Origin of the sequence: Mesorhizobium sp. ORS 3428, from assembly GCF_001854785.1 — a bacterium.
In the GTDB taxonomy this organism is placed as follows: Bacteria; Pseudomonadota; Alphaproteobacteria; order Rhizobiales; family Rhizobiaceae; genus Mesorhizobium.
On sequence record NZ_MDFL01000115.1, the window covers coordinates 310,296 to 335,424 of the forward strand.

The 25,129-nt window shown below is 63.5% G+C and carries 35 protein-coding genes; all 35 read left to right on the forward strand.

What is annotated here, in order from left to right:
- Positions 1-2 precede the first annotated feature (2 nt).
- The 35 genes from tuf (at position 3) to ORS3428_RS14800 (ending at position 25,086) form a co-directional block, all read left to right on the forward strand.
- Positions 3-1,178, forward strand: coding sequence for an elongation factor Tu (gene tuf / locus ORS3428_RS14630; protein WP_071098857.1), 1,176 nt, complete (start codon positions 3-5; stop codon positions 1,176-1,178).
- A 68-nt stretch (positions 1,179-1,246) separates the two neighbouring features.
- Positions 1,247-1,555 (forward strand): 30S ribosomal protein S10, encoded by a 309-nt coding sequence (gene rpsJ / locus ORS3428_RS14635; protein WP_006205468.1) that lies wholly within the window; start codon positions 1,247-1,249, stop codon positions 1,553-1,555.
- A gap of 93 nt (positions 1,556-1,648) precedes the next feature.
- Positions 1,649-2,359: a 50S ribosomal protein L3 gene (gene rplC, locus ORS3428_RS14640; RefSeq protein WP_071098860.1), complete on the forward strand. Its 711-nt coding sequence runs from the start codon at positions 1,649-1,651 to the stop codon at positions 2,357-2,359.
- Positions 2,359-2,979, forward strand: a complete 621-nt coding sequence (rplD, locus tag ORS3428_RS14645) for a 50S ribosomal protein L4 (RefSeq protein WP_071098862.1) — start codon at positions 2,359-2,361, stop codon at positions 2,977-2,979. Before rplC ends, rplD begins: the two co-directional genes overlap by 1 nt.
- Positions 2,976-3,269: a 50S ribosomal protein L23 gene (locus ORS3428_RS14650; protein ID WP_040983033.1), complete on the forward strand. Its 294-nt coding sequence runs from the start codon at positions 2,976-2,978 to the stop codon at positions 3,267-3,269. Before rplD ends, ORS3428_RS14650 begins: the two co-directional genes overlap by 4 nt.
- Before the next feature lie 22 nt (positions 3,270-3,291).
- The gene (gene rplB / locus ORS3428_RS14655; RefSeq protein WP_040970375.1) at positions 3,292-4,125 is read left to right on the forward strand and encodes a 50S ribosomal protein L2; all 834 of its coding nucleotides are present in this window, start codon (positions 3,292-3,294) and stop codon (positions 4,123-4,125) included.
- A 16-nt stretch (positions 4,126-4,141) separates the two neighbouring features.
- A complete protein-coding gene (rpsS, locus tag ORS3428_RS14660; protein WP_006205463.1) occupies positions 4,142-4,420 on the forward strand; it encodes a 30S ribosomal protein S19 in 279 nt (92 codons plus the stop codon).
- A gap of 2 nt (positions 4,421-4,422) precedes the next feature.
- A complete protein-coding gene (gene rplV / locus ORS3428_RS14665) occupies positions 4,423-4,812 on the forward strand; it encodes a 50S ribosomal protein L22 (RefSeq protein ID WP_040970376.1) in 390 nt (129 codons plus the stop codon).
- Entirely contained in the window at positions 4,812-5,534 is a 723-nt protein-coding gene (rpsC, locus tag ORS3428_RS14670; protein WP_040970377.1) for a 30S ribosomal protein S3, read from the forward strand. The genes rplV and rpsC overlap by 1 nt, the downstream gene beginning before the upstream one ends.
- Positions 5,535-5,561: 27 nt before the next feature.
- Positions 5,562-5,975 (forward strand): 50S ribosomal protein L16, encoded by a 414-nt coding sequence (gene rplP, locus ORS3428_RS14675; RefSeq protein ID WP_040970378.1) that lies wholly within the window; start codon positions 5,562-5,564, stop codon positions 5,973-5,975.
- Between the two features lie 14 nt (positions 5,976-5,989).
- The gene (rpmC, locus tag ORS3428_RS14680) at positions 5,990-6,190 is read left to right on the forward strand and encodes a 50S ribosomal protein L29 (RefSeq protein ID WP_071098863.1); all 201 of its coding nucleotides are present in this window, start codon (positions 5,990-5,992) and stop codon (positions 6,188-6,190) included.
- A gap of 11 nt (positions 6,191-6,201) precedes the next feature.
- Complete coding sequence (gene rpsQ, locus ORS3428_RS14685) at positions 6,202-6,441, forward strand: 30S ribosomal protein S17 (RefSeq protein ID WP_071098865.1); 240 nt, start codon at positions 6,202-6,204, stop codon at positions 6,439-6,441.
- A gap of 82 nt (positions 6,442-6,523) precedes the next feature.
- Positions 6,524-6,892, forward strand: a complete 369-nt coding sequence (gene rplN, locus ORS3428_RS14690; protein WP_071098868.1) for a 50S ribosomal protein L14 — start codon at positions 6,524-6,526, stop codon at positions 6,890-6,892.
- A gap of 12 nt (positions 6,893-6,904) precedes the next feature.
- Positions 6,905-7,219 (forward strand): 50S ribosomal protein L24, encoded by a 315-nt coding sequence (gene rplX, locus ORS3428_RS14695; protein WP_071098870.1) that lies wholly within the window; start codon positions 6,905-6,907, stop codon positions 7,217-7,219.
- On the forward strand, positions 7,212-7,790 hold the full coding sequence (rplE, locus tag ORS3428_RS14700; RefSeq protein WP_071098872.1) for a 50S ribosomal protein L5: 579 nt from the start codon (positions 7,212-7,214) through the stop codon (positions 7,788-7,790). Before rplX ends, rplE begins: the two co-directional genes overlap by 8 nt.
- Positions 7,791-7,816: 26 nt before the next feature.
- Positions 7,817-8,122 carry a 30S ribosomal protein S14 gene (rpsN, locus tag ORS3428_RS14705; protein WP_059188495.1) on the forward strand — a complete coding sequence of 102 codons (306 nt, stop codon included), beginning with the start codon at positions 7,817-7,819 and terminating at the stop codon, positions 8,120-8,122.
- Between the two features lie 13 nt (positions 8,123-8,135).
- Positions 8,136-8,534, forward strand: coding sequence for a 30S ribosomal protein S8 (gene rpsH, locus ORS3428_RS14710; RefSeq protein WP_071098875.1), 399 nt, complete (start codon positions 8,136-8,138; stop codon positions 8,532-8,534).
- A 90-nt stretch (positions 8,535-8,624) separates the two neighbouring features.
- Entirely contained in the window at positions 8,625-9,158 is a 534-nt protein-coding gene (gene rplF, locus ORS3428_RS14715; protein ID WP_071098877.1) for a 50S ribosomal protein L6, read from the forward strand.
- A gap of 138 nt (positions 9,159-9,296) precedes the next feature.
- Positions 9,297-9,659: a 50S ribosomal protein L18 gene (rplR, locus tag ORS3428_RS14720; RefSeq protein WP_071098879.1), complete on the forward strand. Its 363-nt coding sequence runs from the start codon at positions 9,297-9,299 to the stop codon at positions 9,657-9,659.
- A 77-nt stretch (positions 9,660-9,736) separates the two neighbouring features.
- A complete protein-coding gene (gene rpsE / locus ORS3428_RS14725) occupies positions 9,737-10,306 on the forward strand; it encodes a 30S ribosomal protein S5 (protein ID WP_071098881.1) in 570 nt (189 codons plus the stop codon).
- A gap of 25 nt (positions 10,307-10,331) precedes the next feature.
- On the forward strand, positions 10,332-10,529 hold the full coding sequence (gene rpmD, locus ORS3428_RS14730) for a 50S ribosomal protein L30 (protein WP_027170355.1): 198 nt from the start codon (positions 10,332-10,334) through the stop codon (positions 10,527-10,529).
- A 22-nt stretch (positions 10,530-10,551) separates the two neighbouring features.
- Positions 10,552-11,025, forward strand: coding sequence for a 50S ribosomal protein L15 (rplO, locus tag ORS3428_RS14735; RefSeq protein WP_071098883.1), 474 nt, complete (start codon positions 10,552-10,554; stop codon positions 11,023-11,025).
- A gap of 194 nt (positions 11,026-11,219) precedes the next feature.
- The gene (gene secY / locus ORS3428_RS14740; RefSeq protein ID WP_071098885.1) at positions 11,220-12,560 is read left to right on the forward strand and encodes a preprotein translocase subunit SecY; all 1,341 of its coding nucleotides are present in this window, start codon (positions 11,220-11,222) and stop codon (positions 12,558-12,560) included.
- Complete coding sequence (locus ORS3428_RS14745; RefSeq protein ID WP_071098887.1) at positions 12,557-13,147, forward strand: adenylate kinase; 591 nt, start codon at positions 12,557-12,559, stop codon at positions 13,145-13,147. The genes secY and ORS3428_RS14745 overlap by 4 nt, the downstream gene beginning before the upstream one ends.
- Before the next feature lie 206 nt (positions 13,148-13,353).
- Positions 13,354-13,722, forward strand: a complete 369-nt coding sequence (gene rpsM / locus ORS3428_RS14750) for a 30S ribosomal protein S13 (RefSeq protein WP_027170351.1) — start codon at positions 13,354-13,356, stop codon at positions 13,720-13,722.
- Positions 13,723-13,845: 123 nt separating this feature from the next.
- Positions 13,846-14,235, forward strand: a complete 390-nt coding sequence (gene rpsK / locus ORS3428_RS14755; RefSeq protein ID WP_006205444.1) for a 30S ribosomal protein S11 — start codon at positions 13,846-13,848, stop codon at positions 14,233-14,235.
- Between the two features lie 97 nt (positions 14,236-14,332).
- Complete coding sequence (locus tag ORS3428_RS14760) at positions 14,333-15,343, forward strand: DNA-directed RNA polymerase subunit alpha (protein WP_071099273.1); 1,011 nt, start codon at positions 14,333-14,335, stop codon at positions 15,341-15,343.
- A 97-nt stretch (positions 15,344-15,440) separates the two neighbouring features.
- Complete coding sequence (gene rplQ / locus ORS3428_RS14765; protein ID WP_071098889.1) at positions 15,441-15,872, forward strand: 50S ribosomal protein L17; 432 nt, start codon at positions 15,441-15,443, stop codon at positions 15,870-15,872.
- 190 nt (positions 15,873-16,062) lie between these two features.
- Positions 16,063-17,556, forward strand: coding sequence for a DegQ family serine endoprotease (locus tag ORS3428_RS14770; protein ID WP_071098891.1), 1,494 nt, complete (start codon positions 16,063-16,065; stop codon positions 17,554-17,556).
- Positions 17,557-17,595: 39 nt separating this feature from the next.
- Positions 17,596-18,903 carry a replication-associated recombination protein A gene (locus ORS3428_RS14775; protein ID WP_071098893.1) on the forward strand — a complete coding sequence of 436 codons (1,308 nt, stop codon included), beginning with the start codon at positions 17,596-17,598 and terminating at the stop codon, positions 18,901-18,903.
- A 163-nt stretch (positions 18,904-19,066) separates the two neighbouring features.
- Positions 19,067-19,897 carry an aspartyl/asparaginyl beta-hydroxylase domain-containing protein gene (locus ORS3428_RS14780; protein ID WP_071098895.1) on the forward strand — a complete coding sequence of 277 codons (831 nt, stop codon included), beginning with the start codon at positions 19,067-19,069 and terminating at the stop codon, positions 19,895-19,897.
- Positions 19,898-20,124: 227 nt separating this feature from the next.
- A complete protein-coding gene (locus ORS3428_RS14785; RefSeq protein ID WP_071098897.1) occupies positions 20,125-21,111 on the forward strand; it encodes an RluA family pseudouridine synthase in 987 nt (328 codons plus the stop codon).
- A complete protein-coding gene (locus ORS3428_RS14790; protein WP_071098900.1) occupies positions 21,108-22,028 on the forward strand; it encodes a DMT family transporter in 921 nt (306 codons plus the stop codon). The genes ORS3428_RS14785 and ORS3428_RS14790 overlap by 4 nt, the downstream gene beginning before the upstream one ends.
- Before the next feature lie 10 nt (positions 22,029-22,038).
- Positions 22,039-22,830, forward strand: a complete 792-nt coding sequence (locus ORS3428_RS14795) for an ATP12 family chaperone protein (RefSeq protein WP_071098902.1) — start codon at positions 22,039-22,041, stop codon at positions 22,828-22,830.
- 366 nt (positions 22,831-23,196) lie between these two features.
- The gene (locus ORS3428_RS14800) at positions 23,197-25,086 is read left to right on the forward strand and encodes an MFS transporter (protein ID WP_071098904.1); all 1,890 of its coding nucleotides are present in this window, start codon (positions 23,197-23,199) and stop codon (positions 25,084-25,086) included.
- Positions 25,087-25,129 lie beyond the last annotated feature (43 nt).

Below are 25,129 nucleotides of genomic sequence, written 5' to 3' on the forward strand. Positions count from 1 at the left end.
CAGTGGCAAAAGGTAAATTCGAGCGCACCAAGCCGCATGTGAACATTGGCACGATCGGTCACGTCGATCATGGCAAGACGTCGCTGACGGCGGCGATCACGAAGTATTTTGGCGAATACAAGCGCTATGACCAGATCGACGCGGCGCCGGAAGAGAAGGCGCGCGGCATCACGATCTCGACGGCGCATGTCGAGTATGAGACGGCCAACCGTCACTATGCCCACGTCGACTGCCCCGGCCACGCCGACTATGTGAAGAACATGATCACCGGTGCCGCGCAGATGGACGGCGCGATCCTGGTGGTTTCGGCCGCCGACGGCCCGATGCCGCAGACCCGCGAGCACATCCTTTTGGCCCGTCAGGTCGGCGTGCCCTCGATCGTGGTGTTCTTGAACAAGGTCGACCAGGTCGACGACGCCGAGCTTCTGGAGCTGGTCGAGCTCGAGGTTCGCGAGTTGCTGACCAAGAACGAGTTCCCGGGCGACGAGATCCCGATCGTCAAGGGCTCGGCGCTGGCCGCGCTTGAGGACTCCAACAAGACCATCGGCGAGGACGCCATCCGCGAGCTGATGGCGCAGGTCGACGCCTACATCCCGACGCCGGTGCGTCCGCTGGACAAGCCGTTCCTGATGCCGATCGAGGACGTGTTCTCGATCTCGGGCCGCGGCACGGTGGTGACCGGCCGCGTCGAGCGCGGCGTGGTCAAGGTCGGCGAGGAGCTGGAGATCGTCGGCATCCGTCCGACCGCCAAGACCACCTGCACGGGCGTGGAGATGTTCCGCAAGCTGCTCGACCAGGGCCAGGCCGGCGACAACATCGGCGCGCTCCTGCGCGGCATCGACCGTGACGGCGTCGAGCGCGGCCAGGTTCTGGCCAAGCCGGGCTCGGTGAAGCCGCACAAGAAGTTCACGGCCGAGGCCTACATCCTGACCAAGGACGAGGGTGGCCGTCACACGCCGTTCTTCACCAACTACCGTCCGCAGTTCTACTTCCGCACCACCGACGTGACGGGCATCGTGACGCTGCCGGCCGGCACCGAGATGGTGATGCCTGGCGACAACATCACCGTCGACGTCGAACTGATCGTGCCGATCGCGATGGAAGAGAAGCTGCGCTTCGCCATCCGTGAAGGCGGCCGCACCGTCGGCGCCGGCATCGTCGTCACCATCAAAGAGTAATCGGACTGAAACGGATCTGTCGCGGGCGCGGGGGCTGCCCGCGCCGCGCCAGAACAAGGAATTGACGCATGAACGGACAGAATATCCGCATCCGCCTTAAGGCGTTTGATCACCGGGTGCTCGACGCCTCGACGCGCGAAATCGTGTCGACCGCCAAGCGCACCGGCGCCAACGTCCGCGGCCCCATTCCGCTGCCGACGCGGATCGAAAAGTTCACGGTCAACCGGTCGCCGCACGTCGACAAGAAGAGCCGCGAGCAGTTCGAGATGCGCACCCACAAGCGGCTGCTCGACATCGTCGATCCGACCCCGCAGACGGTCGATGCTCTGATGAAGCTCGATCTGGCCGCCGGCGTCGACGTCGAGATCAAGCTCTAAGGAACAAGAGGGCGGGGCGACCCGGAACTCTGAAGGAACAAGAGGCGTGGAGGGGCGCAAGCCCCGACAGGGAACTCTAAAGGAATTGAACCGATGCGTTCAGGTGTGATTGCAAAGAAGGTGGGAATGACCCGCATCTACAACGATGCCGGGGAACACGTTCCCGTTACCGTTCTCCAGATGGAGAACTGCCAGGTCGTGGCGCAGCGCACGCAGGAGAAGAACGGCTACACCGCCGTCCAGCTCGGCGTTGGCCTCGCCAAGGTGAAGAACACGTCGAAGGCGATGCGCGGCCATTTCGCTGCCGCCTCCGTCGAGCCGAAGGCGAAGCTCGCCGAGTTTCGCGTCTCCGCCGAGAACATGATCGACGTCGGCGCCGAGCTCACGGTCGAGCATTTCGTCGCCGGCCAGAAGGTCGACGTGACCGGCACCTCGACCGGCAAGGGTTTCCAGGGCGTGATCAAGCGGCACAACATGGGTGGTGGCCGCGCCTCGCACGGTAACTCGGTCTCGCACCGCACGCACGGCTCGACCGGCCAGCGCCAGGACCCCGGTAAGGTGTTCAAGGGCAAGAAGATGGCCGGCCACATGGGTGACGTTCGCGTCACCACCCAGAATGTCGAGGTCGTCTCGACCGATGCCGACCGCGGCCTGATCCTGATCCGTGGCGCCGTTCCCGGCGTCAAGGGCGGCTGGATCCTGGTCCGCGACGCGGCGAAGGTCGCGCTGCCGGCCAACGCACCGAAGCCCGCCGCGATCCGTGCGGCCAAGAACGATGCCCCGGCCAAAGAGGGAGCGGAATAATGGACCTCAAGATCACAACGCTCGGCGGCAAGGACGCCGGCAAGGTGAAACTCTCCGAGGAGATTTTCGGCCTTGATCCGCGCGAGGACATCCTGCAGCGCGTCGTGCGCTGGCAGCTCGCCAAGAAGCAGCAGGGCACGCACAAGTCCAAGGGCCGCTCGGAGATCGCCCGCACCGGCGCCAAGATGTACAAGCAGAAGGGTACGGGCCGCGCCCGTCACCATTCGGCTCGCGCCCCGCAGTTCCGCGGCGGCGGCAAGGCGCACGGCCCGGTCGTGCGCAGCCACGAGCACGAGCTGCCGAAGAAAGTGCGCGCGCTGGGCCTCAAGCATGCTCTCTCGGCCAAGGCCAAGAGCGCTTCGCTCATCATCGTCGACGAGCTGAAGCTGGCCGAGGCCAAGACCAAGGCGCTTGCCGCGAGCCTCGCGACGCTGGGGCTCACCAACGCCCTGGTGATCGGCGGCGCCGAGCTCGACCAGAACTTCAAGCTGGCAGCGACCAACATTCCCAACATCGACGTGCTGCCGATCCAGGGCATCAACGTCTACGACATTCTGCGCCGCGGCACGCTGGTCCTTTCCAAGGCCGCCGTCGAGGCTCTCGAGGAGCGCTTCAAATGACCGACCTTCGTCACTACGATGTGATCGTCTCGCCGGCGATCACCGAAAAGTCGACCATGGCTTCCGAGCAGAACCAGGTCGTCTTCAATGTCGCCAAGAAGGCGTCGAAGCCCGAAATCAAGGCCGCCGTTGAGGCTCTCTTCGGCGTCAAGGTGACGGCTGTGAACACGCTCGTCCGCAAGGGCAAGATCAAGCGCTTCCGCGGCACGGTTGGCCGCCAGGGCGACGTCAAGAAGGCGGTTGTGACGCTGGCCGACGGCCAGTCGATCGACGTCGCGACGGGTCTCTGAGYAAGGCCGCGAGGACAGGACAATGGCACTCAAGAAATTCAACCCGGTAACGCCGAGCACCCGCCAGCTGGTCATCGTCGACCGCTCGGGCCTCTACAAGGGCAAGCCCGTCAAGGGCCTGACCGAAGGCCTGACCAAGTCGGGCGGCCGCAACAACTACGGCCGCATCACGGCCCGCTTCATCGGCGGCGGTCACAAGCGTTCGTACCGCATCATCGACTTCAAGCGTAAGAAGTACGACGTCGTCGGCACGGTGGAGCGTATCGAATACGATCCGAACCGCACCGCTTTCATCGCGCTGATCAAGTATGACGACGGCGAGCTGTCCTACATCCTGGCGCCGCAGCGCCTGGCCGCTGGCGACAAGATCGTGGCCGGCGAAGCCGTCGACGTGAAGCCGGGCAACGCGATGCCGCTGGCCTCGATGCCGGTCGGCACGATCGTCCACAACATCGAGCTGAAGCCGGGCAAGGGCGGCCAGGTCGCCCGTTCGGCGGGCGGTTACGCCCAGCTCGTCGGCCGCGACCAGGGCATGGCGATCCTGCGCCTGAACTCGGGTGAGCAGCGCGTCGTGCACGGTTCCTGCATGGCCACCGTCGGCGCCGTGTCGAATCCCGACCACGGCAACATCAACGACGGCAAGGCCGGCCGCACGGTGTGGCGCGGCAAGCGCCCGCACAATCGCGGCGTGGCCATGAACCCGGTCGATCATCCGCACGGCGGTGGTGAAGGCCGCACCTCGGGTGGCCGTCATCCGGTTTCGCCCTGGGGCAAGCCGACCAAGGGCAAGAAGACGCGGTCCAACAAGGCGACCGACAAGTTCATCGTGCGCTCGCGCCATCAGCGCAAGAGCTAAGAAGAGGTAACGCCAAGTGACTCGTTCGATTTGGAAAGGCCCCTTCATCGACGGCTACCTTCTCAAGAAGGTGGACAAGGTTCGTGAAGGCGGTCGCAATGAGGTGATCAAGATGTGGAGCCGTCGCTCCACCATCCTGCCGCAGTTCGTCGGCTTCACCTTCGGTGTCTACAACGGCCAGAAGCATGTCCCGGTCTCCGTGAACGAGGACATGGTCGGTCACAAGTTCGGTGAATTCGCTCCGACCCGGACCTACTACGGTCACGGCGCGGATAAGAAGGCGAAGAGGAAGTAATCATGGGCAAGGCCAAAGCTCCGCGCAGGCTTGCTGACAACGAGGCGCGCGCCGTTCTGCGCACGATCCGTATCAGCCCGCAGAAGCTGAACCTGGTTGCCGCGCTGATCCGCGGCAAGAAGGTCGCGACAGCGCTTTCCGACCTCGAATTCTCGGCCAAGCGGATTTCCGGCACGGTCAAGAAGACGCTGGAGTCGGCGATCGCCAACGCGGAAAACAACCACGACCTCGACGTCGACTCGCTGATCGTGTCGGAAGCCTATGTCGGCAAGTCGATCGTCATGAAGCGGTTCCACGCTCGTGGCCGTGGTCGCGCCAGCCGTATCGAAAAGCCGTTCTCGCACCTCACGATCGTCGTTCGTGAAGTCGAGGAAACAGGGGAGGCCGCATAATGGGCCAGAAAGTCAATCCGATCGGGCTGCGTCTCGGCATCAACCGTACCTGGGATTCGCGTTGGTTCGCGAACACCGGCGAGTACGGCCAGCTGCTGCACGAGGACATCAAGATCCGTAAGTATCTTGAGAAGGAGCTCAAGCAGGCAGCGATCTCCAAGGTCGTGATCGAGCGTCCGCACAAGAAGTGCCGCGTCACCATCCATGCGGCCCGTCCGGGCCTCATCATCGGCAAGAAGGGCGCCGACATCGAGAAGCTTCGCAGGAAGCTGATGGAGATGACGAAGTCCGAGACGCACCTCAACATCGTTGAAGTGCGCAAGCCGGAAATCGACGCCACGCTGATCGCCCAGTCGATCGCGCAGCAGCTCGAGCGCCGCATCGCGTTCCGCCGCGCCATGAAGCGCGCGGTTCAATCGGCCATGCGTCTCGGCGCCGAAGGCATCCGCATCAACTGCTCCGGCCGTCTCGGCGGCGCCGAAATCGCGCGCATGGAGTGGTACCGCGAAGGCCGCGTGCCGCTGCACACGCTGCGCGCCGACGTCGACTACGGCGTTGCCGAGGCCAACACGGCTTACGGCATCTGCGGCGTCAAGGTGTGGGTGTTCAAGGGCGAGATCCTCGAGCACGACCCGATGGCCTCGGAACGTCGCGCCACGGAAGGCGATCATGCAGGTGCCGCCGGCGAGCGCGAGCGCGGTCGTCGTCGCGAGAACGCCTGAGACATTTGAGAATTTGGAGTTAGAACGATGCTGCAGCCGAAGCGCACAAAGTTCCGCAAGCAGTTCAAGGGCCGTATCCACGGTACCGCCAAGGGCGGCACAAACCTGGATTTCGGCGGTTTCGGGCTGAAGGCGCTTGAGCCGAACCGCGTCACCGCGCGCGAGATCGAGGCGGCCCGCCGCGCGATCACCCGCGAGATGAAGCGCGCCGGCCGCGTCTGGATCCGGGTGTTCCCGGATCTGCCGGTCACCTCGAAGCCGACCGAAGTGCGTATGGGTAAGGGCAAGGGCGGCGTCGACTATTGGGCGGCGCGCGTGAAGCCCGGCCGCATCATGTTCGAGATCGACGGCGTCAGCGAGGAGACCGCGCGTGAAGCGCTGCGTCTCGGCGCCGCCAAGCTCTCGGTCAAGACGCGCTTCGTGCAGCGCATCGCAGAATAAGGACGGGCTGAATCATGAAAGCCGAAGACATCCGGACCAAGACCCAGGATCAGCTGGCCGACGACCTGGCCGCCCTCAAGAAGGAGCAGTTCAACCTGCGCTTCCAGAAGGCCACCGGTCAGCTCGAAAAGACCGCACGCGTGAAGCAGGTCCGCAGGGACATCGCGCRCATCAAGACCATCGCCGCGGAAAAAGCCGCGGCCAAGAAGGCTTAAGGACGAGAACCATGCCAAAGCGCATCCTGCAGGGCACCGTCGTCAGCGACAAGAACGAGAAGACGGTCGTCGTCAAGGTCGAGCGGCGCTTCACGCATCCCGTGATGAAGAAGACCGTGCGCCTGACCAAGAAGTACAAGGCGCATGACGAGAACAACGCCCACAAGGTCGGCGACCTGGTGTTCATCCAGGAATCGAAGCCGATCTCCAAGGACAAGCGCTGGGTCGTCATCACCGCGGATCAGGCTTGATCCGGGCGAACGAAACGAATTTTGGACAGACCGGGGAGGGGTGTTGAACCCGTCCCGTTAGAAAAGAAGAAGGCGGCCAGTCATGATTCAGATGCAAACAAACCTCGACGTCGCGGACAATTCCGGCGCCCGTCGTGTCATGTGCATCAAGGTGCTGGGCGGCTCGAAGCGGAAGTATGCCTCCGTCGGCGACATCATCGTTGTGTCGATCAAGGAAGCCATCCCGCGCGGCCGCGTGAAGAAGGGCGATGTGATGAAGGCGGTCGTGGTTCRCACGGCCAAGGACATCCGCCGTCCGGACGGCAGCGTGATCCGTTTCGACAAGAACGCGGCCGTTCTCGTCGACAACAAGAAAGAGCCGATCGGCACGCGTATCTTCGGGCCGGTTCCGCGCGAGCTTCGCGCCAAGAACCACATGAAGATCATCTCGCTCGCGCCTGAAGTGCTGTAAGGAGCCGGACCAATGCAAAAGATCAAAAAARGCGACAAGGTTGTCGTGCTTGCCGGCAAGGACAAGGGCCGTTCGGGCGAAGTCCTGTCGGTGCAGCCGAAGGAAGACACCGCGGTCGTTCGCGGCGTAAACCTCATTCGCCGTCACCAGAAGCAAACCCAGTCCCAAGAGGGCGGGATCATCACCAAGGAAGCGCCGATCCACCTGTCGAACATCGCGCTGGCCGACCCCAAGGACGGTAAGCCGACCCGCGTCGGCTTCGCCATCCAGAAGGACGGCAAGAAGGTGCGCGTCGCCAAGCGTTCGGGAGAAGTCATCAATGGCTAAGGCTGAAACCAAGCAGGCGGCTGCCAAGAATGAGCCGCGCCTCAAGAAGGTCTACAACGAGACCATCCGCAAGGCGCTGCAGGAGCAGTTCGGCTACGAGAACGACATGCAGGTTCCGCGCATCGACAAGATCGTGCTGAACATGGGCGTCGGCGAGGCGACCGCAGACTCCAAGAAGCCCTCGGTCGCGGCCGAGGATCTCGCGCTGATTGCCGGCCAGAAGGCCGTCGTCACCCGCTCGCGCAAGTCGATCGCGGGCTTCAAGGTGCGCGAGAACATGCCGATCGGCGCCAAGGTCACGCTGCGCAAGGAACGCATGTACGAGTTCCTCGACCGCCTCGTGAACATCGCGCTGCCCCGCGTCCGCGACTTCCGCGGGCTGAACCCGAAGAGCTTTGACGGCCGTGGCAACTACGCCATGGGAATCAAGGAACACATCGTGTTCCCGGAGATCAACTACGACAAGGTTGATCAGGTCTGGGGCATGGACGTCATCGTTTGTACGACGGCGAAGACGGACGACGAGGCCAGGGCGCTGCTCAAGGCCTTCAACTTCCCCTTCCGCCAGTAACGGCAGCGAAAAAGGAAAAATCTGAAATGGCAAAGACCAGCTCAGTCGAGAAGAACAACCGGCGCCGTAAGCTTGCCGGCCAGTACGCCGCCAAGCGCAAGGCGCTCAAGGACATCGTCATGGATCAGTCCAAGCCGATGGAAGAGCGTTTCCGCGCCCAGTTGAAGCTTTCGGCGCTGCCGCGCAACTCGGCCAAGATCCGTATCCGCAACCGTTGCGAAGTCACCGGCCGTCCGCGCGCCTACTATCGCAAGCTGAAGCTTTCGCGTATCGCGCTTCGCGATCTGGGCAACAACGGCCAGATCCCGGGCCTGGTCAAGTCGAGCTGGTAAGGAGGGCATTTAGATGTCATTGAGCGATCCTCTCGGCGATATGCTGACCCGCATCCGCAACGCCTATGGCCGCAAGAAGTCGAGCGTCTCGACCCCGGCCTCGCGTCTGCGTGCCCGTGTTCTCGACGTGCTGAAGGCGGAAGGCTATATCCGCGACTACAGCCAGACCGACTTCGGCAACGGCAAGTCGGAAATCGAGATCGAGCTGAAGTATTTCGACGGCGCTCCGGTCGTGCGCGACATCGAGCGCATCTCGAAGCCCGGCCGCCGCGTCTATGTCTCGGCCAAGTCGATCCCGCATGTAGCCAACGGCCTCGGCATCGCGATTCTTTCGACGCCGAAGGGCGTCATGGCCGATCACGAAGCCCGCGAGCAGAACGTCGGCGGCGAGATCCTCTGCCAGATCTTCTGATCCGGCGCGAGATTGATGAATGGGCTTCGGTTCTCGGGATCGCGCCCGGGAACTGGAACCTGAAACGAAAGAAGTGACGAGGACAACAAAATGTCTCGTATCGGAAAGAAACCCGTTTCGCTGCCCCAGGGCGTGACCGCGACCGTCAACGRCCAGACCGTGACGGCGAAGGGCCCGAAGGGCGAGCTGAAATTCGTGGTGAACGACGAAGTGCTGGTCAAGATGGAGAACAACGAGATCTCCGTCCAGCCGCGCGATCAGACCAAGACCGCCCGCGCCAAGTGGGGYATGTCGCGCACCCAGATCGTCAACATCCTGCAGGGCGTCAAGGATGGCTTCGAGAAGAAGCTCGAGATCACCGGCGTCGGCTATCGTGCAGCCATGCAGGGCAAGAATCTGCAGCTGGCGCTCGGCTTCAGCCACGACGTGATCTATGAGACGCCGCAGGGCRTCACGATCGCGGTGCCGAAGCCGACCGAAATCACGGTATCGGGTATCGACAAGCAGCAGGTCGGCCAGGTCGCCGCCGAGATCCGCGAATATCGCGGTCCGGAGCCCTACAAGGGCAAGGGCGTGCGCTACGCCGACGAGCGCATCGTGCGCAAGGAAGGCAAGAAGAAGTAATCGGCTTGGCCCCGAAAAGTTGCAGACTTTTCGGAAAAGGCCACGCCAGAGAAGTGTAACGCCGCGGGGAGCGGCCGCGGGAGGCTTGGCCTACCGCACAGGGTTGCCCCCGTTTTCTGAAGGCAAGGAATTGACATTATGGGCAGCTCGAAAGAATCCATCCAGCGCCGCGCGCAGCGCATCCGCCGCCAGATCAAGAAGGTCGCCGGCGATCGTCCGCGGCTTTCGGTGCACCGCACGTCGAAGAACATTTACGTCCAGGTGATCGACGACGCCAAGGGCCACACGCTGGCCGCGGCATCGACGCTTGAGAAGGATCTCAAGGGCTCGCTCAAGACCGGCGCAGACACCGCTGCGGCCGCCGCCGTCGGCAAGCTGATCGCCGAGCGCGCCGCCAAGGCCGGGGTCAAGGAAGTCGTCTTCGACCGTGGCCCGTACATCTATCACGGCCGCGTCAAGGCGCTGGCCGAGGCTGCCCGCGAGGGTGGGCTCAGCTTCTAATTTTTAACCGCCGGCATCCAATAAGAGGCGCCGGCAATTCAGCAACCGTGCTTCCGGAAAAGAACAAGGACTAGGATATGGCACAGGAACGTAGGGAAGGCGGCCGCGGCCGCGAGCGTGAGCGCGAAGAGCGCGACGACGGCTTCGTGGACAAGCTCGTCCACATCAACCGCGTCGCCAAGGTGGTGAAGGGCGGCCGTCGCTTCGGCTTTGCCGCGCTCGTCGTCGTCGGCGACCAGAAGGGCCGCGTCGGCTTCGGCCACGGCAAGGCCCGCGAAGTGCCGGAGGCGATCCGCAAGGCGACCGAATCGGCCAAGCGCGACATGATCTTCGTGCCGCTGCGTTCGGGCCGCACGCTGCATCACGACGTCGAGGGCCGCTGGGGCGCCGGACGCGTTCTGCTGCGCGCCGCCAAGCAGGGTACCGGCATCATCGCCGGCGGCCCGATGCGCGCCGTCTTCGAGACGCTCGGCATGCATGACGTGGTCGCCAAGTCGATGGGTTCGTCGAACCCCTACAACATGGTTCGCGCCACCTTCGACGCGCTGAAGAGCCAGATGCATCCGAAGGATGTGGCTGCCGCGCGCGRCATCAAGTACTCGACCCTTCAGGCCCGCCGCGGCACCGCCGTTGCGACTGAAGAATAGTCGACGCTGACCAGGGATTTCGACCATGGCCAAGAAAGCTACCAAGACCATCACCGTCGAGCAGATCGGCTCGCCGATCCGCCGGCCGAAGGAGCAGCGCGCGACGCTGGTCGGCCTCGGCCTGAACAAGATGCACAAGCGGCGCACGCTGGAAGACACCCCTTCCGTGCGCGGCATGATCGCTGCTGTCCAGCATCTCGTCCGCGTCGTGGACGAGGCCTGAACGGAAGCGCAGGAGAAGAAACATGAAACTCAACGATCTGCGTGACAAGGACGGCGCCACGCATTCCAAGAAGCGCCTCGGTCGTGGCATCGGCTCCGGCTCCGGCAAGACCGCGGGTCGCGGCGTCAAGGGCCAGAAGGCCCGCTCCGGCGTCGCCATCAACGGCTTCGAGGGCGGCCAGATGCCGCTCTACAGGCGGCTGCCGAAGCGCGGCTTCAACAACCTGTTCGGCAAGAGCTTCACCATCGTGTCGCTYGCCCGCATCCAGGCTGCCGTCGACGCCAAGAAGCTCGACGCCAAGGAGACCGTGACCGCCGAGACCCTGATTGCTGCCGGCGTCATCCGCCGTGCCAAGGACGGCGTGCGCGTGCTCTCCGACGGCGAGCTCAAGGCCAAGCTCACCTTCGAAGTCGCCGGCGCCTCCAAGGCAGCGATCGAGAAGATCGAGAAGGCCGGCGGTTCGGTGAAGCTGCCGGAAGCGGCCGCCGCCGAGTAACGGCGATTTGAAGCGCGCCTAGCGGGAATGACTTCGCTTTTTTCCGCCCATCCGCGCTTTGATCTGATCAATTAGGCGGCCGCGTCAACGCGGCCGCTTGCATGTTGACGGTCCGGAGCTTATCTCGTGAGTTTCGGTGACACGCGCCGCCTGAGCTGCGGGCATCGAGCGTGACCTAGCGGAGAAAATCAGGCATGGCTTCGGCTGCTGAACAACTAGCCTCCAATCTGAATTTTGCGGCCTTCGCCAAGGCCGAGGATCTGAAGAAGCGCATCTGGTTCACCATCGGCGCGCTGCTCGTCTATCGCCTAGGCACCTACATTCCGCTTCCCGGCATCAATCCCGACGCTTTTGCGCATGCCTTCTCCTCGCAGAGCAAGGGCGTGCTCGGCATGTTCAACATGTTTGCCGGCGGCGCCGTGCAGCGCATGGCGATTTTTGCGCTCGGCATCATGCCCTACATCTCCGCCTCCATCATCATGCAGCTGATGACTTCGGTCATTCCGTCGCTGGAATCGCTGAAGAAGGAAGGCGAGCAGGGCCGCAAGATCATCAACCAATACACGCGCTACGGCACCGTGCTGCTCGCCTTGGTGCAGGCCTATGGCATCTCGATCGGCCTCGAGGGCGGCAACGGCATCGTCAACGACCCGGGCATGTTCTTCCGCCTCTCGACGGTCGTCACCCTGGTCGGCGGCACCATGTTCCTGATGTGGCTCGGCGAGCAGATCACCGCGCGCGGCATCGGCAACGGCATCTCGCTGATCATCTTCTCGGGCATCGTCGCGGGCCTGCCGCGCGCCATTTCCGGCACGCTGGAACTCGGCCGCACCGGCGCGCTGTCCACGAGCCTTATTCTCGCGATCATCGTGCTCGCGGTCGTCGTCATCGGCGTCATCGTGTTCTTCGAGCGCGCGCAGCGCCGCCTGCTCATCCAGTATCCGAAGCGGCAGGTCGGCAACCGCATGTTCCAGGGCGATACCTCGCACCTGCCGCTGAAGCTCAACACGTCGGGCGTCATCCCGCCGATCTTCGCCTCCTCGCTGCTGCTTTTGCCGGCAACGGTCGCGGGCTTCTCGCAGACGACCAATCTGCCGGCCTGGGCCAGCACGGTTCTGGCCTCCCTCGGCCACGGCCAGCCGCTCTACATGGCGTTCTACGCCGCGATGATCATCTTCTTCGCCTTCTTCTACACGGCGATCGTCTTCAATCCGAAGGACACGGCTGATCAGCTCAAGAAGCATTCGGGCTTCATCCCCGGCTATCGGCCGGGCGAGCGCACCGCCGATTATATCGACTATGTTCTGACGCGTATCACCGTCATCGGCGCCATCTATCTGGTGCTGGTATGCCTGCTGCCCGAGTTCCTGATTTCAGCGACTGGCGTACCTTTCTACCTCGGTGGCACATCGCTTCTGATCGTGGTCAGTGTCACGCTCGATACGGTGGCGCAGATTCAGGGTCACCTGATCGCGCACCAGTATGAGGGCCTGATCAAGAAGTCGAAGTTGCGCGGGGGTAAGAGGAGCAGATGAGGCTGATATTGCTTGGGCCGCCGGGAGCGGGCAAGGGGACGCAAGCACAGAGACTGGTAGACAAACACGGCATACCCCAGCTTTCGACGGGTGACATGCTGCGTGCCGCTGTCCAGGCTGGAACCGAAGTCGGCAAGCGGGCCAAGGCGGTGATGGACGCCGGCGAACTGGTGTCGGACGCGATCGTCAACGCGATCGTCGCCGAACGGATCGACCAGCCCGATTGCGCCAGGGGCTTCATCCTCGATGGATATCCGCGCACGCTGGTGCAGGCCGACGCCGTCGAAGCCATGCTCGCCGAGCGCAACATTGCGCTGGACAGCGTCATCGAGCTCGTCGTCGACGACAAGGCTCTGGTCGGGCGAATCGTCAAGCGGGCCGAGGACGCCAAGGCGGCGGGACAGCCGGTGCGCAAGGACGACAACCCGGCCGTGTTCGAGGAACGCCTGCGCGAATATTACAAGAAGACGGCGCCGCTGACCGGCTATTATTACGCTAAGGGCAGGCTGAAGACCGTCGACGGCATGGCCAGCATCGACGCGGTGACCGCCGAGATCGAGAGGGTGCTTGGGGCGACGGCGAAGTAGGCCGTTTCGACAAGCAAAGATTGCGCTTGACTGGAAGGGGCCATTGGGGTATGGCGGCCCGTCTTCCTGTCAGGCATGGACTTTGCTTGCCCGCAAGGGCAAGGCAGCTGCATTGAACTGGGAAACTCCCGCAAGGGCCGGCCTCCACCGGACGCGGGGCAACATCAAGCGCCGGCTCGTCCGGCCCAAATGGAGATGAGAAGAACATGGCTCGTATAGCCGGCGTCAACATTCCGACCAACAAGCGCGTCGTCATCGCGCTTCAATACATTCACGGCATCGGCAAGAAGTTTGCCCAGGAGATCGTCGACAAGGTCGGCATCCCGGCAGACCGCCGCGTCAACCAGCTGACCGACGCGGAAGTGCTGCAGATCCGCGAGACGATCGACCGCGACTACCAGGTCGAAGGCGACCTGCGTCGCGAAGTCTCGATGAACATCAAGCGGCTCATGGACCTCGGCTGCTATCGCGGCCTGCGTCACCGCCGCTCGCTGCCGGTTCGCGGCCAGCGCACGCACACCAATGCGCGCACCCGCAAGGGCCCGGCCAAGGCGATCGCCGGCAAGAAGAAGTAATTGAGCGAATAGCGAGTAGCCATTAGCGAGTAGATTTCCATTCGCTATTGGCTACTCACTGCTCGCTTTAACGGTGGAGCCGCTGGCATTACGGCGGTGTAGAGATCAACTGAAAGGACTGTCATGGCCAAGGAAGCCGCTCGTGTTCGCCGCCGCGAACGCAAGAACATCTCGTCGGGCGTTGCCCACGTCAATTCGACCTTCAACAACACGATGATCACCATCACCGACGCGCAGGGCAACTCGATTGCCTGGTCGTCGGCCGGCGCCCAGGGCTTCAAGGGTTCGCGCAAGTCGACCCCGTTTGCCGCCCAGATGGCTGCCGAGGACGTTGCCAAGAAGGCCCAGGAACACGGCATGCGCATGCTCGAGGTCGAGGTCTGCGGACCCGGCTCCGGCCGCGAATCGGCGTTGCGCGCCCTGCAGGCGGCGGGCTTCACCATCACCTCGATCCGTGATGTGACGCCGATCCCGCACAATGGCTGCCGCCCGCGCAAGAAGCGCCGCGTCTAATTAGAACGCCGCGCGCGAGCGCCGAGGCGCACCTGCGCGGCAATTCCAGGCTGCCCGCCACGATTGGATGGTGGCGGGTCAAAGGAAGGAAGACACCATGATCCAGAAAAATTGGCAGGAACTGATCAAGYCGAACAAGATCGAGTTCTCGTCGAAGAAGAAGACACTGACCACGCTGGTGGCCGAGCCGCTCGAACGCGGCTTCGGCCTCACCCTCGGCAACGCGCTGCGGCGCGTGCTTCTGTCTTCGCTGCGCGGCGCGGCCGTCACCGCCGTGCAGATCGACGGCGTGCTGCATGAATTCTCGTCCATCGCCGGCGTGCGCGAGGACGTGACCGACATCGTGCTCAACATCAAGGAAATCGCCATCCGCATGGAAGGCGATGGTCCCAAGCGCATGGTCGTGCGCAAGCAGGGCCCGGGCGCCGTGCTCGCCGGCGACATCCAGACCGTCGGCGACGTCGAGATCCTCAACCCCGACCACGTGATCTGCACGCTGGACGAGGGCGCTGAGATCCGCRTGGAGTTCACCGTCGACACCGGCAAGGGTTATGTGCCGGCCGAGCGCAACCGCGCCGAGGACGCTCCGATCGGCCTGATCCCGGTCGACAGCCTCTACTCGCCGGTCAAGAAGGTCTCCTACAAGGTCGAGAACACCCGCGAGGGCCAGGTTCTCGACTACGACAAGCTGACCATGACCATCGAGACCGACGGTTCGATCTCGGGCGAGGACGCGGTGGCTTTCGCCGCCCGCATCCTGCAGGACCAGCTCAGCCTGTTCGTCAACTTCGACGAGCCGCAGAAGGAAGTCGCCACCGAGGCCGTCACCGAGCTCGCCTTCAATCCGGCTCTGCTCAAGAAGGTCGACGAACTCGAGCTTTCGGTGCGTTCGGCTAACTGCCTGAAGAACGACAACATCGTCTATATCGGCGACCTGATCCAGAAGACCGAAGCCGAGATGCTGCGCACCCCGAACTTCGGCCGCAAGTCGCTGAACGAGATCAAGGAAGTGCTGGCGGCGATGGGTCTGCACCTCGGCATGGAAGTGCCGGATTGGCCGCCGGAAAACATCGAAGACCTCGCCAAGCGTTACGAAGATCAATACTGAGCATGATCCCGGGACGTTCTAAGACTTCCCGGACAGGATCATGCGGCTAACCAACGAGAGGCGTATGCCTCTGAACCCGGAATGAAGGAGAAGAGCCATGCGCCATGGATTTAAAGGCCGCCGGTTCGCCCGCAGCGTAAGCCATCGCAAGTCGATGTTTGCCAATCTCGCCGTGTCGCTGATCGAGCACGAGCAGATCGTCACCACCCTGCCGAAGGCGAAGGACCTGCGTCCGATCGTCGAGAAGCTGGTGACGCTCGGCAAGCGCGGCGACCTGCACGCCCGCCGCCAGGTGATCGCGCAGATCGGCAACGAGGGCGTCGTCAAGCGCCTGTTCGAGACCATCGCCCCGCGCTACGCCACCCGCAACGGCGGCTACCTGCGCATCATGAAGGCGGGCTTCCGCCACGGCGACAACGCCGCGATGGCGGTGATCGAGTTCGTCGACCGCGACACCTCCGCCAAGGGTGCGGCCGACCGCGCCCGCCTCGAGGCCGAAGGCACCAATGAGGAAGCCGCGGCCGCTTGAGGCTCGGTTTTCGGAACCAACTGCGAGGGGCCTGCGGGCCCCTTTTGCATTTTGAATGCGCGGACTCGGGGGTGAGCGGATTTTCTCGCTCAAGCTCGTGCTTTTGCGCGACAAACGCCTGATTTCCGTGCATTAGCCTTTCATTCTGCACAATCGTCGGGACAATGGCGCCTGATCTGGAGGATTCGGAATGCACCTCAAACGTCTGTTTCTCATTGCAGTTTGCGCGCTTGCCGCCTTTGCCGCGGCACCTGGCGTGAGACAGGCGCTGGCCGAGGACGCCGCCAAGCCCGCAGACCCCGGTCTCTCCGACGTGCTGACCGATCTGCTGCACGGCGTCGAAGGCCAGAACTCGACCTCCGGCCCGGACAAGCGCGTACCGTTCGGCCGCGAAGAAGTGCAGCTTTCCTTCGCGCCGCTGGTCAAGCAGACGGCGCCCGCCGTGGTCAACGTCTATGCCTCCCAGACAGCCAAGGTGACTTCGCCCTTCGAGGGCGATCCCTTCTTCGAGGAATTCTTCGGCCGCGCGCAGCCGCGTGCGCAGTCTTCGCTCGGCTCCGGCGTGCTGGTCGATCCGAGTGGCGTCATCGTCACCAACTACCACGTCATCAAGAATGCCGACGAGGTGAAGGTCGCGACCGCCGACGGACGCGAGTTCACCAGCAAGGTGATGCTCAAGGACGAGACGCTCGATCTTGCCGTGCTCAAGATCTCGGCCGACAAGCCGTTCCCGGTGATCGCCATCGGCGATTCCGACGCGCTCGAGGTCGGCGATCTGGTGCTGGCCATCGGCAATCCGTTCGGCGTCGGCCAGACAACCACCAGCGGCATTGTCTCCGCGCTCGCCCGCAGCCATATCGGCGTTTCGGATTCCGGCTACTTCATTCAGACCGACGCTGCCATCAATCCCGGCAATTCCGGCGGCGCGTTGATCAACATGGGCGGCCAGCTGGTCGGCATCAACACCGCGATCTACAGCCGCAGTGGCGGCTCGATCGGCATCGGCTTCGCAATTCCGTCGAATATGGTCAGGGCCTTCGCCGATGCCGCCAAGGCCGGCCTCGACTTCTTCGAGCGGCCCTATATCGGCGCCGAATTCGAGGCGGTGACACCACAAATCGCGGAATCGCTAGGCATGGAAAAGCCGACCGGCGCGCTGGTTTCGTCGGTTGACGCCTCGGGGCCTGCCGGCAAAGTCGGTCTCAAGCCGGGCGACGTCGTGCTTTCGCTCAACAACACGCCGGTCGAAAGCATCGAGGCGCTCGACTACCGCATGGCCACGCTCTCGATCGGTTCCAAGGCGACCTTCGCGGTGCTGAGCAAGGGCAAGCAGGCGACGATGGAGATTGCGCTGGAGCGGCCTCCGGAAGGCGCGAAGGCAACCGAAGTGACGCTGCATGGCCGCAGCCCGTTTGCCGGTGCCAAGGTGGCGGAATTGTCGCCGCGGCTTGCACAGCGGCTCGGCCTGCGCACCGATATGAAGGGCGTCACCGTGGTCGACATCAATCACGATTCGCCCGCCGCCGATTTCGGCTTCCAGCCAGGCGATATCGTGCGAGAAGTGAATGGCACGAGCATTGACACCGCGGCAACGCTGGCCCAGGTCGCCCAGCAGGATACCCGCTGGTGGCGTTTTACCGTCGAACGCGGCGGGCAGACACTGCGCCAGGTGTTGCGTTACTGAGCCCGGCCCTGGAGGCCGCGCTCCAAGCTGAAGACAAAGATGGCCGACCTGTTCAGTGCCGATGAACCGGAGAAAGCGCCGCCCGGCCGGCCGCTTGCCGACCGGCTGCGCCCGAAGAACCTTGGCGAGGTTGTCGGCCAGGAGCATCTGACCGGGCCGGACGGCGCGCTGACGCGCCTGATCAATTCCGGCTCGCTCGGCTCGATGATCTTCTGGGGGCCGCCCGGCACCGGCAAGACGACCGTGGCGCGGCTGCTTGCCGGTGAAACGCATCTGACCTTCGAGCAGATCTCGGCGGTGTTTTCCGGCGTCGCCGACCTGAAGAAAGTGTTCGAGGCGGCGAAGCTGCGCCGGTCCAACGGCCGCCAGACGCTGCTCTTCGTCGACGAGATCCATCGCTTCAATCGCGCCCAGCAGGACGGCTTTTTGCCCGTCATGGAAGACGGCACGGTGGTGCTGGTCGGCGCCACGACGGAGAATCCGTCCTTCGAGCTCAACGCCGCGCTTTTGTCCCGCGCGCGGGTACTGGTGTTCCGTTCGCTTGGCGAGGAGAGCATCGAAAAGCTTCTGGCGCGGGCGGAAGAGACAGAGGGCAGGGCGCTGCCCCTCGACGGTGAGGCGCGCACCATGCTCATCCGCATGAGCGACGGCGACGGCCGGGCCTCGCTGACGCTGGCCGAGGAGATCTGGCGCGCCGCCAAGCCCGGCGAGGTGTTTGGACCGGAGGGGCTGCAGCGCGTCATCCAGCGTCGCGCGCCGATCTACGACAAGGGGCAGGACGGCCATTACAACCTGATCTCGGCGCTGCACAAATCGGTGCGCGGGTCCGATCCTGATGCCGCGCTCTACTATCTTGCCCGCATGTTCGATGCCGGCGAGGATCCGCTTTATCTCGGCCGCCGGCTGGTGCGGATGGCGGTGGAGGATATCGGGCTTGCCGATCCGCAGGCGCTCGTCGTCGCCAACGCCGCCAAGGATGCCTATGACTATCTCGGCTCTCCCGAGGGCGAGCTCGCCTTCGCCGAGGCTGCCGTCTATCTTGCCACCGCGCCGAAATCGAACGCCGTCTACACCGMCTTCAAGGCGGCGACGCAGGCAGCCAAGGAGTTCGGCTCGCTGCTGCCGCCCAAGCACATCCTGAACGCGCCGACCAAGCTGATGAAGGACGAGGACTACGGCGCCGGCTACCGCTACGATCATGACGAGCCCGACGCCTTTTCCGGCCAGGACTATTTCCCGGAGAAGATGGGCCGCAGAACCTTCTACGATCCGCCCGAACGCGGCTTCGAGCGCGAGATCAGGAAGCGGCTGGAATACTGGGCAAAGCTGCGCAAGGAGCGCGGGTAGCCGCTTGCGGGACGGCCGCGCAACGCTGGCGCAATCGTAAGCACCAACCTTGCTGTGACCCAGATTGTGCCGCGCCCCGAAAAATCCTATGAAGCAGCACGGCTGGCGGGGGTCGCCGTGATTTGGCTCATGCGAACAGGATCGCGCTCCCGCGCGAAAGACTATGACAAAGCAAACCGTTAAGACCCTTCGTAAGGCTGCGATTGCAGTCGTGCTGCTTGCGCTCGGCTTCTACTTCATCCCGATCCTGACCGCGATCCTCATCGTTTGCGGCCTGATCGACATCATGCGCAACGACAACAAGAGCTGGAAGCTGTTCGATCGCTATTTCCTCGGCAACGGCCTCTTCACCTGGCTGCTTTCRCCCTTCAACCTGATCGTCGACCTCTTGTGCTACCGGAACCCGGGCGTGTGGAAGCCCGAGCAGTTTCCGGAAGACTACCAGCGCGAGATCAACGAAGTGCTGGGCGTCTTCAAGGCGCGCAAGGACGAGATCATCGCTGACATCGACGCCAATTTCGGTGCCGGCCGGCGCGGCATGTATGTCTACCAGTGGTACGGCAAGCACAAGATCGACAACGTTCCCGAATTCAACAAGGACTTCAAATACATCAAGACGATCGCGGTCTCGGTCTTCAGCGGCCGTGAATCGACCTCCTGGCATTTCGGCCCGCTGAGGCTCAGCCTGCGCATCCTCTACAACCTGATTCCGGTGAAGGCCGAGATCTTCGTCCAGTGCGGCAGCAAGAAGAACTACTGGTACGAAAACCCGCTGTTCATCTTCGACGACACGCTCTTCCACCGATCGGTCAACGAATATGACGGCCGGCGCTACTGCGTCTTCGTCGATATCATCCGGCCTTCTCCGTTTCCGGGCCTGATTGCCGGACTTCTGGCGATCGTGTCGGTCAGCGTCGAGCGCATCAATTCGGTCTTCTACAAGAACTGGAAGATGATCGGTTCGGCCAAGCCGAAGAAGGCCGCCGCCAACTGAAACATCCGGCGCCCCGGTTTGGGGTGTGCGCCCTTGGCGTGATCTTTGCCCGAAGTTTGGGTCTTTGGCTCGCAACCCGGCTGCCTTAAGCATGTCGCGCTGAACGATTCGAGGCGACATGCTTCAAGTCTATGTTTCGAGCGTGCCGTTCTCCCAAAACCGCGCCGCACTTTTGGTCGACACGCTTTTAGTGCTATGGCGCCGCTTTCGAATGGAAAAGCATACCGATGGCAGGTGTTGAACAGATCACTGTGGAGGCCGGCGAGGCGGGCATGCGGCTCGATCGCTGGTTCAAGGCCCACTATCCGGGCCTCGGTTTCGGCCATCTGCAGAAGCTATTGCGCTCCGGCCAGATCCGCGTCGATGGCGGCCGGGTGAAGGCCGACACGCGCGTCGAGCCCGGACAGACCGTCCGCATCCCGCCGCTCGATGTCGACAAGAAGGGTGATGCCCCGCTCACCGGCCATTCGATCCGCAACCAGGGCGACGCCGATGTGCTGGCCAAGATGCTGCTGCATGAGGATCCGAAGGTCTTCGTCTTCAATAAGCCGGCGGGTTTGGCCGTCCAGGGCGGCTCCGGCGTCACCCGCAATGTCGACGACATGCTGGAGGCCTGGCGCAACCAGAAGGGCGAGAAGCCGCGCCTCGTCCACCGCCTCGACCGCGACACCTCGGGCGTGCTGGTCGTTGCCCGCACCCGCCTGGCCGCGATGAAGCTGTCTGAGGCATTCCGCGCGCGCGAGACGAAGAAGACCTATTGGGCGCTGGTCAAGGGCGTGCCGCCGAAGCGCGAGGACAAGATCTCGAGCTGGCTGGTCAAGGAGCAGACGCCCGACGGTGATCGCGTCCGCATTGCCAAGCACGGCGACAAGGGCGCCGACCATGCCGTGTCCTACTACCRCATCGTCGAGCAGGCGGCCCAGTCGCTCTCCTGGCTGGAGATGGAGCCCTATACCGGCCGCACCCATCAGTTGCGCGTCCACGCCGCCCATATCGGCTGTCCGATCATCGGCGATCCCAAATATTTCGAGGCCGACACCAACTGGGAATTTCCGGGTGGCATCCAGAACCGGCTGCATCTTCACGCGCGCCGCATTGTCATCCCCCATCCCGACCAAGGCGTCATCGATGTCGTGGCGCCGATGCCGCCGCATATGCGCCAGAGCTGGAACCTGCTCGGCTTCGACGAGCAGAGCGCGGAGGACGACAATTGAGCGGCGCGGCCGGAACACTCGATCGCCGGGATGCGGTCGATATCACGGCAGCCGCCATCATGGTCGGCCTGACCCTGTCCTGGGGGCTGAACTACGTCGCCGCCAAGCTCTCCTATGCCGGCTACGATCCGGTTTTCGTGTCGATCGCGCGCGCCATCCTCGGCGGGCTGTGCGTGTTCGGCTGGTGCCGGCTGCGCGGCATCAAGCTGTTTGAAGCGGACGGCACGCTGATCGCCGGCATCGTTGCGGGCCTGCTCTTCGGCGCCGAATTCCTGTTCCTCTATATCGGGCTGGAGTACACGACCGTTGCCCGCAACACGCTGCTGGTCAACACCATGCCGTTCTGGGTGCTGGTCGGCGGCCATTTCCTGCTGGGCGAGCGCATCAACGCGCGCAAGCTCGGCGGCCTCGTGCTCGCCTTCTGCGGGCTGGTGGCCGTTTTCTCCGATGGGCTGACCGCCGGCAGGGAAGTGACGCTGACAGGCGATCTGCTGAGCCTTGGCGCCGGCATCCTCTGGGCCTTGACCAGCATCGTCATCAAGCGCTCGAAACTGGCGCATACCCGCGCGGAAAAGCTGTTGCTCTATCAGCTCGCAGGCGCGGCCGTCGTCGGTGTCTTGGCGATGCCTTTCGCCGGGCCGCCGATCCGCGAGGTCGCCGCGTTGCCGACTTTGGCCTTGCTGTTCCAGTCTTTCTATATCGTCGCCTTCACCTATGTTTTGTGGTTCTGGCTGCTGACGCGCTATCCGGCGGCTGGCCTGTCGAGCTTCGCCTTCCTGTCGCCCGTGTTCGGCGTGCTGTGCGGCGCGGTGCTGCTGGGCGAGCCGCTGACGATCCGGATTTTCCTGGCGCTCGGCCTGATCGCCGCCGGGCTCATCATCGTCAACCGGCCGGCGCGCAAGCAGCTTCCAGCGTAAGGAGTTCGACATGCGCGACATCCTCAACGACCTCGATGCTGGAAAGCAGCTTTCCGATCCCGATCCGGTGCGCCGCGCCCAGATCCAGATGAAGACGCCGCTGCCGAAGCGCTTCTACAAGACGGTCTCGGTCGTGCCGGTCGGAGGCGGTTTCGCCGTTCATCTCGACGGCAAGCCGGTCCGCACGCCGGGAAAGGCGCTGCTGGCGCTGCCGACCGAGAGAGCGGCGGCTATGGTGGCTGATGAGTTTTCCGCGCAGGGCGAAGTCATCGACCCCGTGACCATGCCGGCCATGCGTCTTGCCAACACGRCCATCGACGGCGTCGCCAGCGACCCGCAAGCGGTGCTGGAGGATGTGCTGCGCTTCGCTTCGTCGGACCTGCTCTGCTACCGTGCCGACGGCCCGCAGGGACTGGTCGAGCGGCAGAACAGGCTCTGGGACCCCGTCCTCGATTGGGCGAGGGGCCGCCTTGGTGCACGCTTCAATCTTGCCGAGGGCGTCATCCATGTCGAGCAGCCGCGCGAGACGATCGCTGTCCTTGGCGCGCATCTTGCCCAGCGCGCCGAGCCGCTGCGTCTTGCTGCCATCCATGTCATGACCACGCTGACGGGATCGGCACTACTGGCACTTGCCGTCGATTGTGGCGAGCTCGACGGCGAGGAAGCGTGGGCCGCCGGTCATGTCGACGAGGACTGGCAGATCGAGCATTGGGGCCAGGATGCCGAGGCCGCCGCGCGCCGCTCGGCCCGCAAGCGCGATATGATGGCCGCCGTCAGCTTGCTCGAAGCGCTGCAAGCCTAAAGCATGTCTCCAGAAAGTAGGAACCGGTTTCGGGACAAAGACATGCGCAAAGTCAAAAACCTGAAGCGCTTGGAGCGAATCTGAAAGATCGCGACGCGCTTTAGAGCAATACCAGGAAAGGGCGCAGCGGTTTCCCTCCGGAATTGCGTAAAACTGACTTGCCCAAAGATGGGCCACTTCAAGTGTCGCGCTCCACTTTCGCATTGCATCTTATACGAAAGTCATAATCCCATCGTCGCGGTGCCTTTCGCCGGCGCTTTCTGTCATTTTTTCTTCGTTGGCTGCGTTTTTTGAGTCCGCGCTCGGAGGAGTGGGCGGTGGCGCGCAGCCGTCGAAGACAGACGGGACCCACGGGAGGACACATCAATGGCAATGGCTACGACCGCCGGCGGAACCAGCCGCGGCATGACGCGGGAGGAGAAGAAGGTCATCTTCGCCTCTTCGCTCGGCACCGTTTTCGAATGGTACGATTTCTATCTTTACGGCTCGCTGGCCGCCTTCATCGGCGCGACCTTCTTCAGCCCGACCATTCCCGAAGCGACGCGCAACATCTTCGCGCTGCTGGCCTTTGCCGCCGGCTTCCTGGTCCGTCCGTTCGGCGCGCTGGTGTTCGGCCGTATCGGCGACCTCGTCGGCCGCAAATACACCTTCCTCGTCACCATGACGATCATGGGCCTGTCGACTTTCCTGGTCGGCCTGCTGCCCGGCTATGCGAGCCTGGGCATTGCGGCACCCGTGATCCTGATTGGGCTGCGCATGCTGCAGGGCCTGGCGCTCGGCGGTGAGTATGGCGGTGCCGCGACCTATGTCGCCGAGCACGCGCCCGACGATCGCCGCGGCTATTACACCTCCTGGATCCAGACGACCGCGACGCTCGGCCTGTTCCTGTCGCTGATCGTCATCCTGATCGTCCAGGGATCGCTCAGCAAGGAAACCTACGCCTCCTGGGGCTGGCGCATTCCCTTCATCGTCTCCTTCCTGCTGCTCGCCATCTCGATCTGGATCCGGCTGTCGCTCTCGGAATCGCCGACGTTCCAGCGCATGAAGGAGGAGGGCAAGGGCTCCAAGGCGCCTCTGTCTGAAGCCTTCGGCCAGTGGAAGAACGCCAAGATTGCGCTGCTCGCCCTCCTTGGCCTCACCGCCGGCCAAGCCGTCATCTGGTACAATGGCCAGTTCTATGCGCTGTTCTTCCTGCAGAACGTGCTGAAGGTCGACGCGCAATCGGTCAACATCATGATTGCGATCGCGCTTGCGGTCGGCTCTATCTTCTTCGTCGTGTTCGGCTGGCTGTCCGACAAGATCGGCCGCAAGCCGATCATCATGGCCGGGCTTGCGCTTGGCATTGTCTGCACCTTCCCGCTGTTCAAGGCGCTGACCTGGGCCGCCAACCCGRCCCTCGCCACCGCACAGCAAAGCACACGCGCGACGGTGACGGCAGCGCCTGGCGACTGCAAGTTCCAGTTCAACCCGGTCGGCACGGCGAAATTCACGACCTCCTGCGATATCGCGACCTCGTTCCTGACCAAGAACTCGGTGCCCTATGACGTCGTGGCGACCGCCGCGCCTGGAACGGCGGCCACCGTCAAGGTCGGCAACGAGACGGTGCAATCCTACGATGCTGTTGCCGCCGGCGATCAGGCCAAGGCCAAGGAGGCCGCCTTCCAGAAGGCAGTCAACATATCCTTGCAGGATGGCGGCTATCCGCTGAAGCGCGCCGCGATCAAGGTGGCCGACCAGAAGCTCGACGCGTTCATCGCGGCCAATCGGGAGCTGAAGCTCGATGCGGCCGCGATCCGCGGCGGCGAGAAGGCAACCGTTCCGACCGAACAGGCCGTCAAGGACAAGCTGCTGACCACCGAGGAGGCCGCGGGCGCGCCCGAGATCACTGTCTACAACATCCCGGGTGGCGGTCCCTTCGCCATGTTTGCCGATCCGGCTGCCATTAACTGGCCGATGACCATCGGCATCCTCTTCATCCTGGTGGTGTTCGTCACCATGGTCTACGGCCCGATCGCCGCGATCCTGGTGGAAATGTTCCCGACCCGGATCCGCTACACCGGCATGTCGCTGCCCTATCACATCGGCAATGGCTGGTTCGGCGGCCTGCTGCCGGCGACGGTGTTCGCGCTGAGCGCCTATAAGGGCGATATCTATTACGGCCTCTGGTACCCGGTGCTGATTGCCGCGATGTCGCTCATCATCGGCCTGATTTTCGTCAGGGACACGCTCGGCACCAACCTGCAGGCCAAGCAGTAAGACGATTGGATCCTCTGCAAATGAAAAGCCCGGCGCGAGCGAT

Bases quoted from the DNA above. Each gene is read 5' to 3' on its own strand.
- rpsJ (WP_006205468.1), top strand. From the start codon at position 1,247: ATGAACGGACAGAATATCCGCATCCGCCTTAAGGCGTTTGATCACCGG.
- rplC (WP_071098860.1), top strand. From the start codon at position 1,649: ATGCGTTCAGGTGTGATTGCAAAGAAGGTGGGAATGACCCGCATCTAC.
- rplD (WP_071098862.1), top strand. From the start codon at position 2,359: ATGGACCTCAAGATCACAACGCTCGGCGGCAAGGACGCCGGCAAGGTG.
- ORS3428_RS14650 (WP_040983033.1), top strand. From the start codon at position 2,976: ATGACCGACCTTCGTCACTACGATGTGATCGTCTCGCCGGCGATCACC.
- rplB (WP_040970375.1), top strand. From the start codon at position 3,292: ATGGCACTCAAGAAATTCAACCCGGTAACGCCGAGCACCCGCCAGCTG.
- rplV (WP_040970376.1), top strand. From the start codon at position 4,423: ATGGGCAAGGCCAAAGCTCCGCGCAGGCTTGCTGACAACGAGGCGCGC.
- rpsC (WP_040970377.1), top strand. From the start codon at position 4,812: ATGGGCCAGAAAGTCAATCCGATCGGGCTGCGTCTCGGCATCAACCGT.
- rplP (WP_040970378.1), top strand. From the start codon at position 5,562: ATGCTGCAGCCGAAGCGCACAAAGTTCCGCAAGCAGTTCAAGGGCCGT.
- rpsQ (WP_071098865.1), top strand. From the start codon at position 6,202: ATGCCAAAGCGCATCCTGCAGGGCACCGTCGTCAGCGACAAGAACGAG.
- rplE (WP_071098872.1), top strand. From the start codon at position 7,212: ATGGCTAAGGCTGAAACCAAGCAGGCGGCTGCCAAGAATGAGCCGCGC.
- rpsN (WP_059188495.1), top strand. From the start codon at position 7,817: ATGGCAAAGACCAGCTCAGTCGAGAAGAACAACCGGCGCCGTAAGCTT.
- rpsH (WP_071098875.1), top strand. From the start codon at position 8,136: ATGTCATTGAGCGATCCTCTCGGCGATATGCTGACCCGCATCCGCAAC.
- rplR (WP_071098879.1), top strand. From the start codon at position 9,297: ATGGGCAGCTCGAAAGAATCCATCCAGCGCCGCGCGCAGCGCATCCGC.
- rpmD (WP_027170355.1), top strand. From the start codon at position 10,332: ATGGCCAAGAAAGCTACCAAGACCATCACCGTCGAGCAGATCGGCTCG.
- secY (WP_071098885.1), top strand. From the start codon at position 11,220: ATGGCTTCGGCTGCTGAACAACTAGCCTCCAATCTGAATTTTGCGGCC.
- ORS3428_RS14745 (WP_071098887.1), top strand. From the start codon at position 12,557: ATGAGGCTGATATTGCTTGGGCCGCCGGGAGCGGGCAAGGGGACGCAA.
- rpsM (WP_027170351.1), top strand. From the start codon at position 13,354: ATGGCTCGTATAGCCGGCGTCAACATTCCGACCAACAAGCGCGTCGTC.
- rpsK (WP_006205444.1), top strand. From the start codon at position 13,846: ATGGCCAAGGAAGCCGCTCGTGTTCGCCGCCGCGAACGCAAGAACATC.
- rplQ (WP_071098889.1), top strand. From the start codon at position 15,441: ATGCGCCATGGATTTAAAGGCCGCCGGTTCGCCCGCAGCGTAAGCCAT.
- ORS3428_RS14770 (WP_071098891.1), top strand. From the start codon at position 16,063: ATGCACCTCAAACGTCTGTTTCTCATTGCAGTTTGCGCGCTTGCCGCC.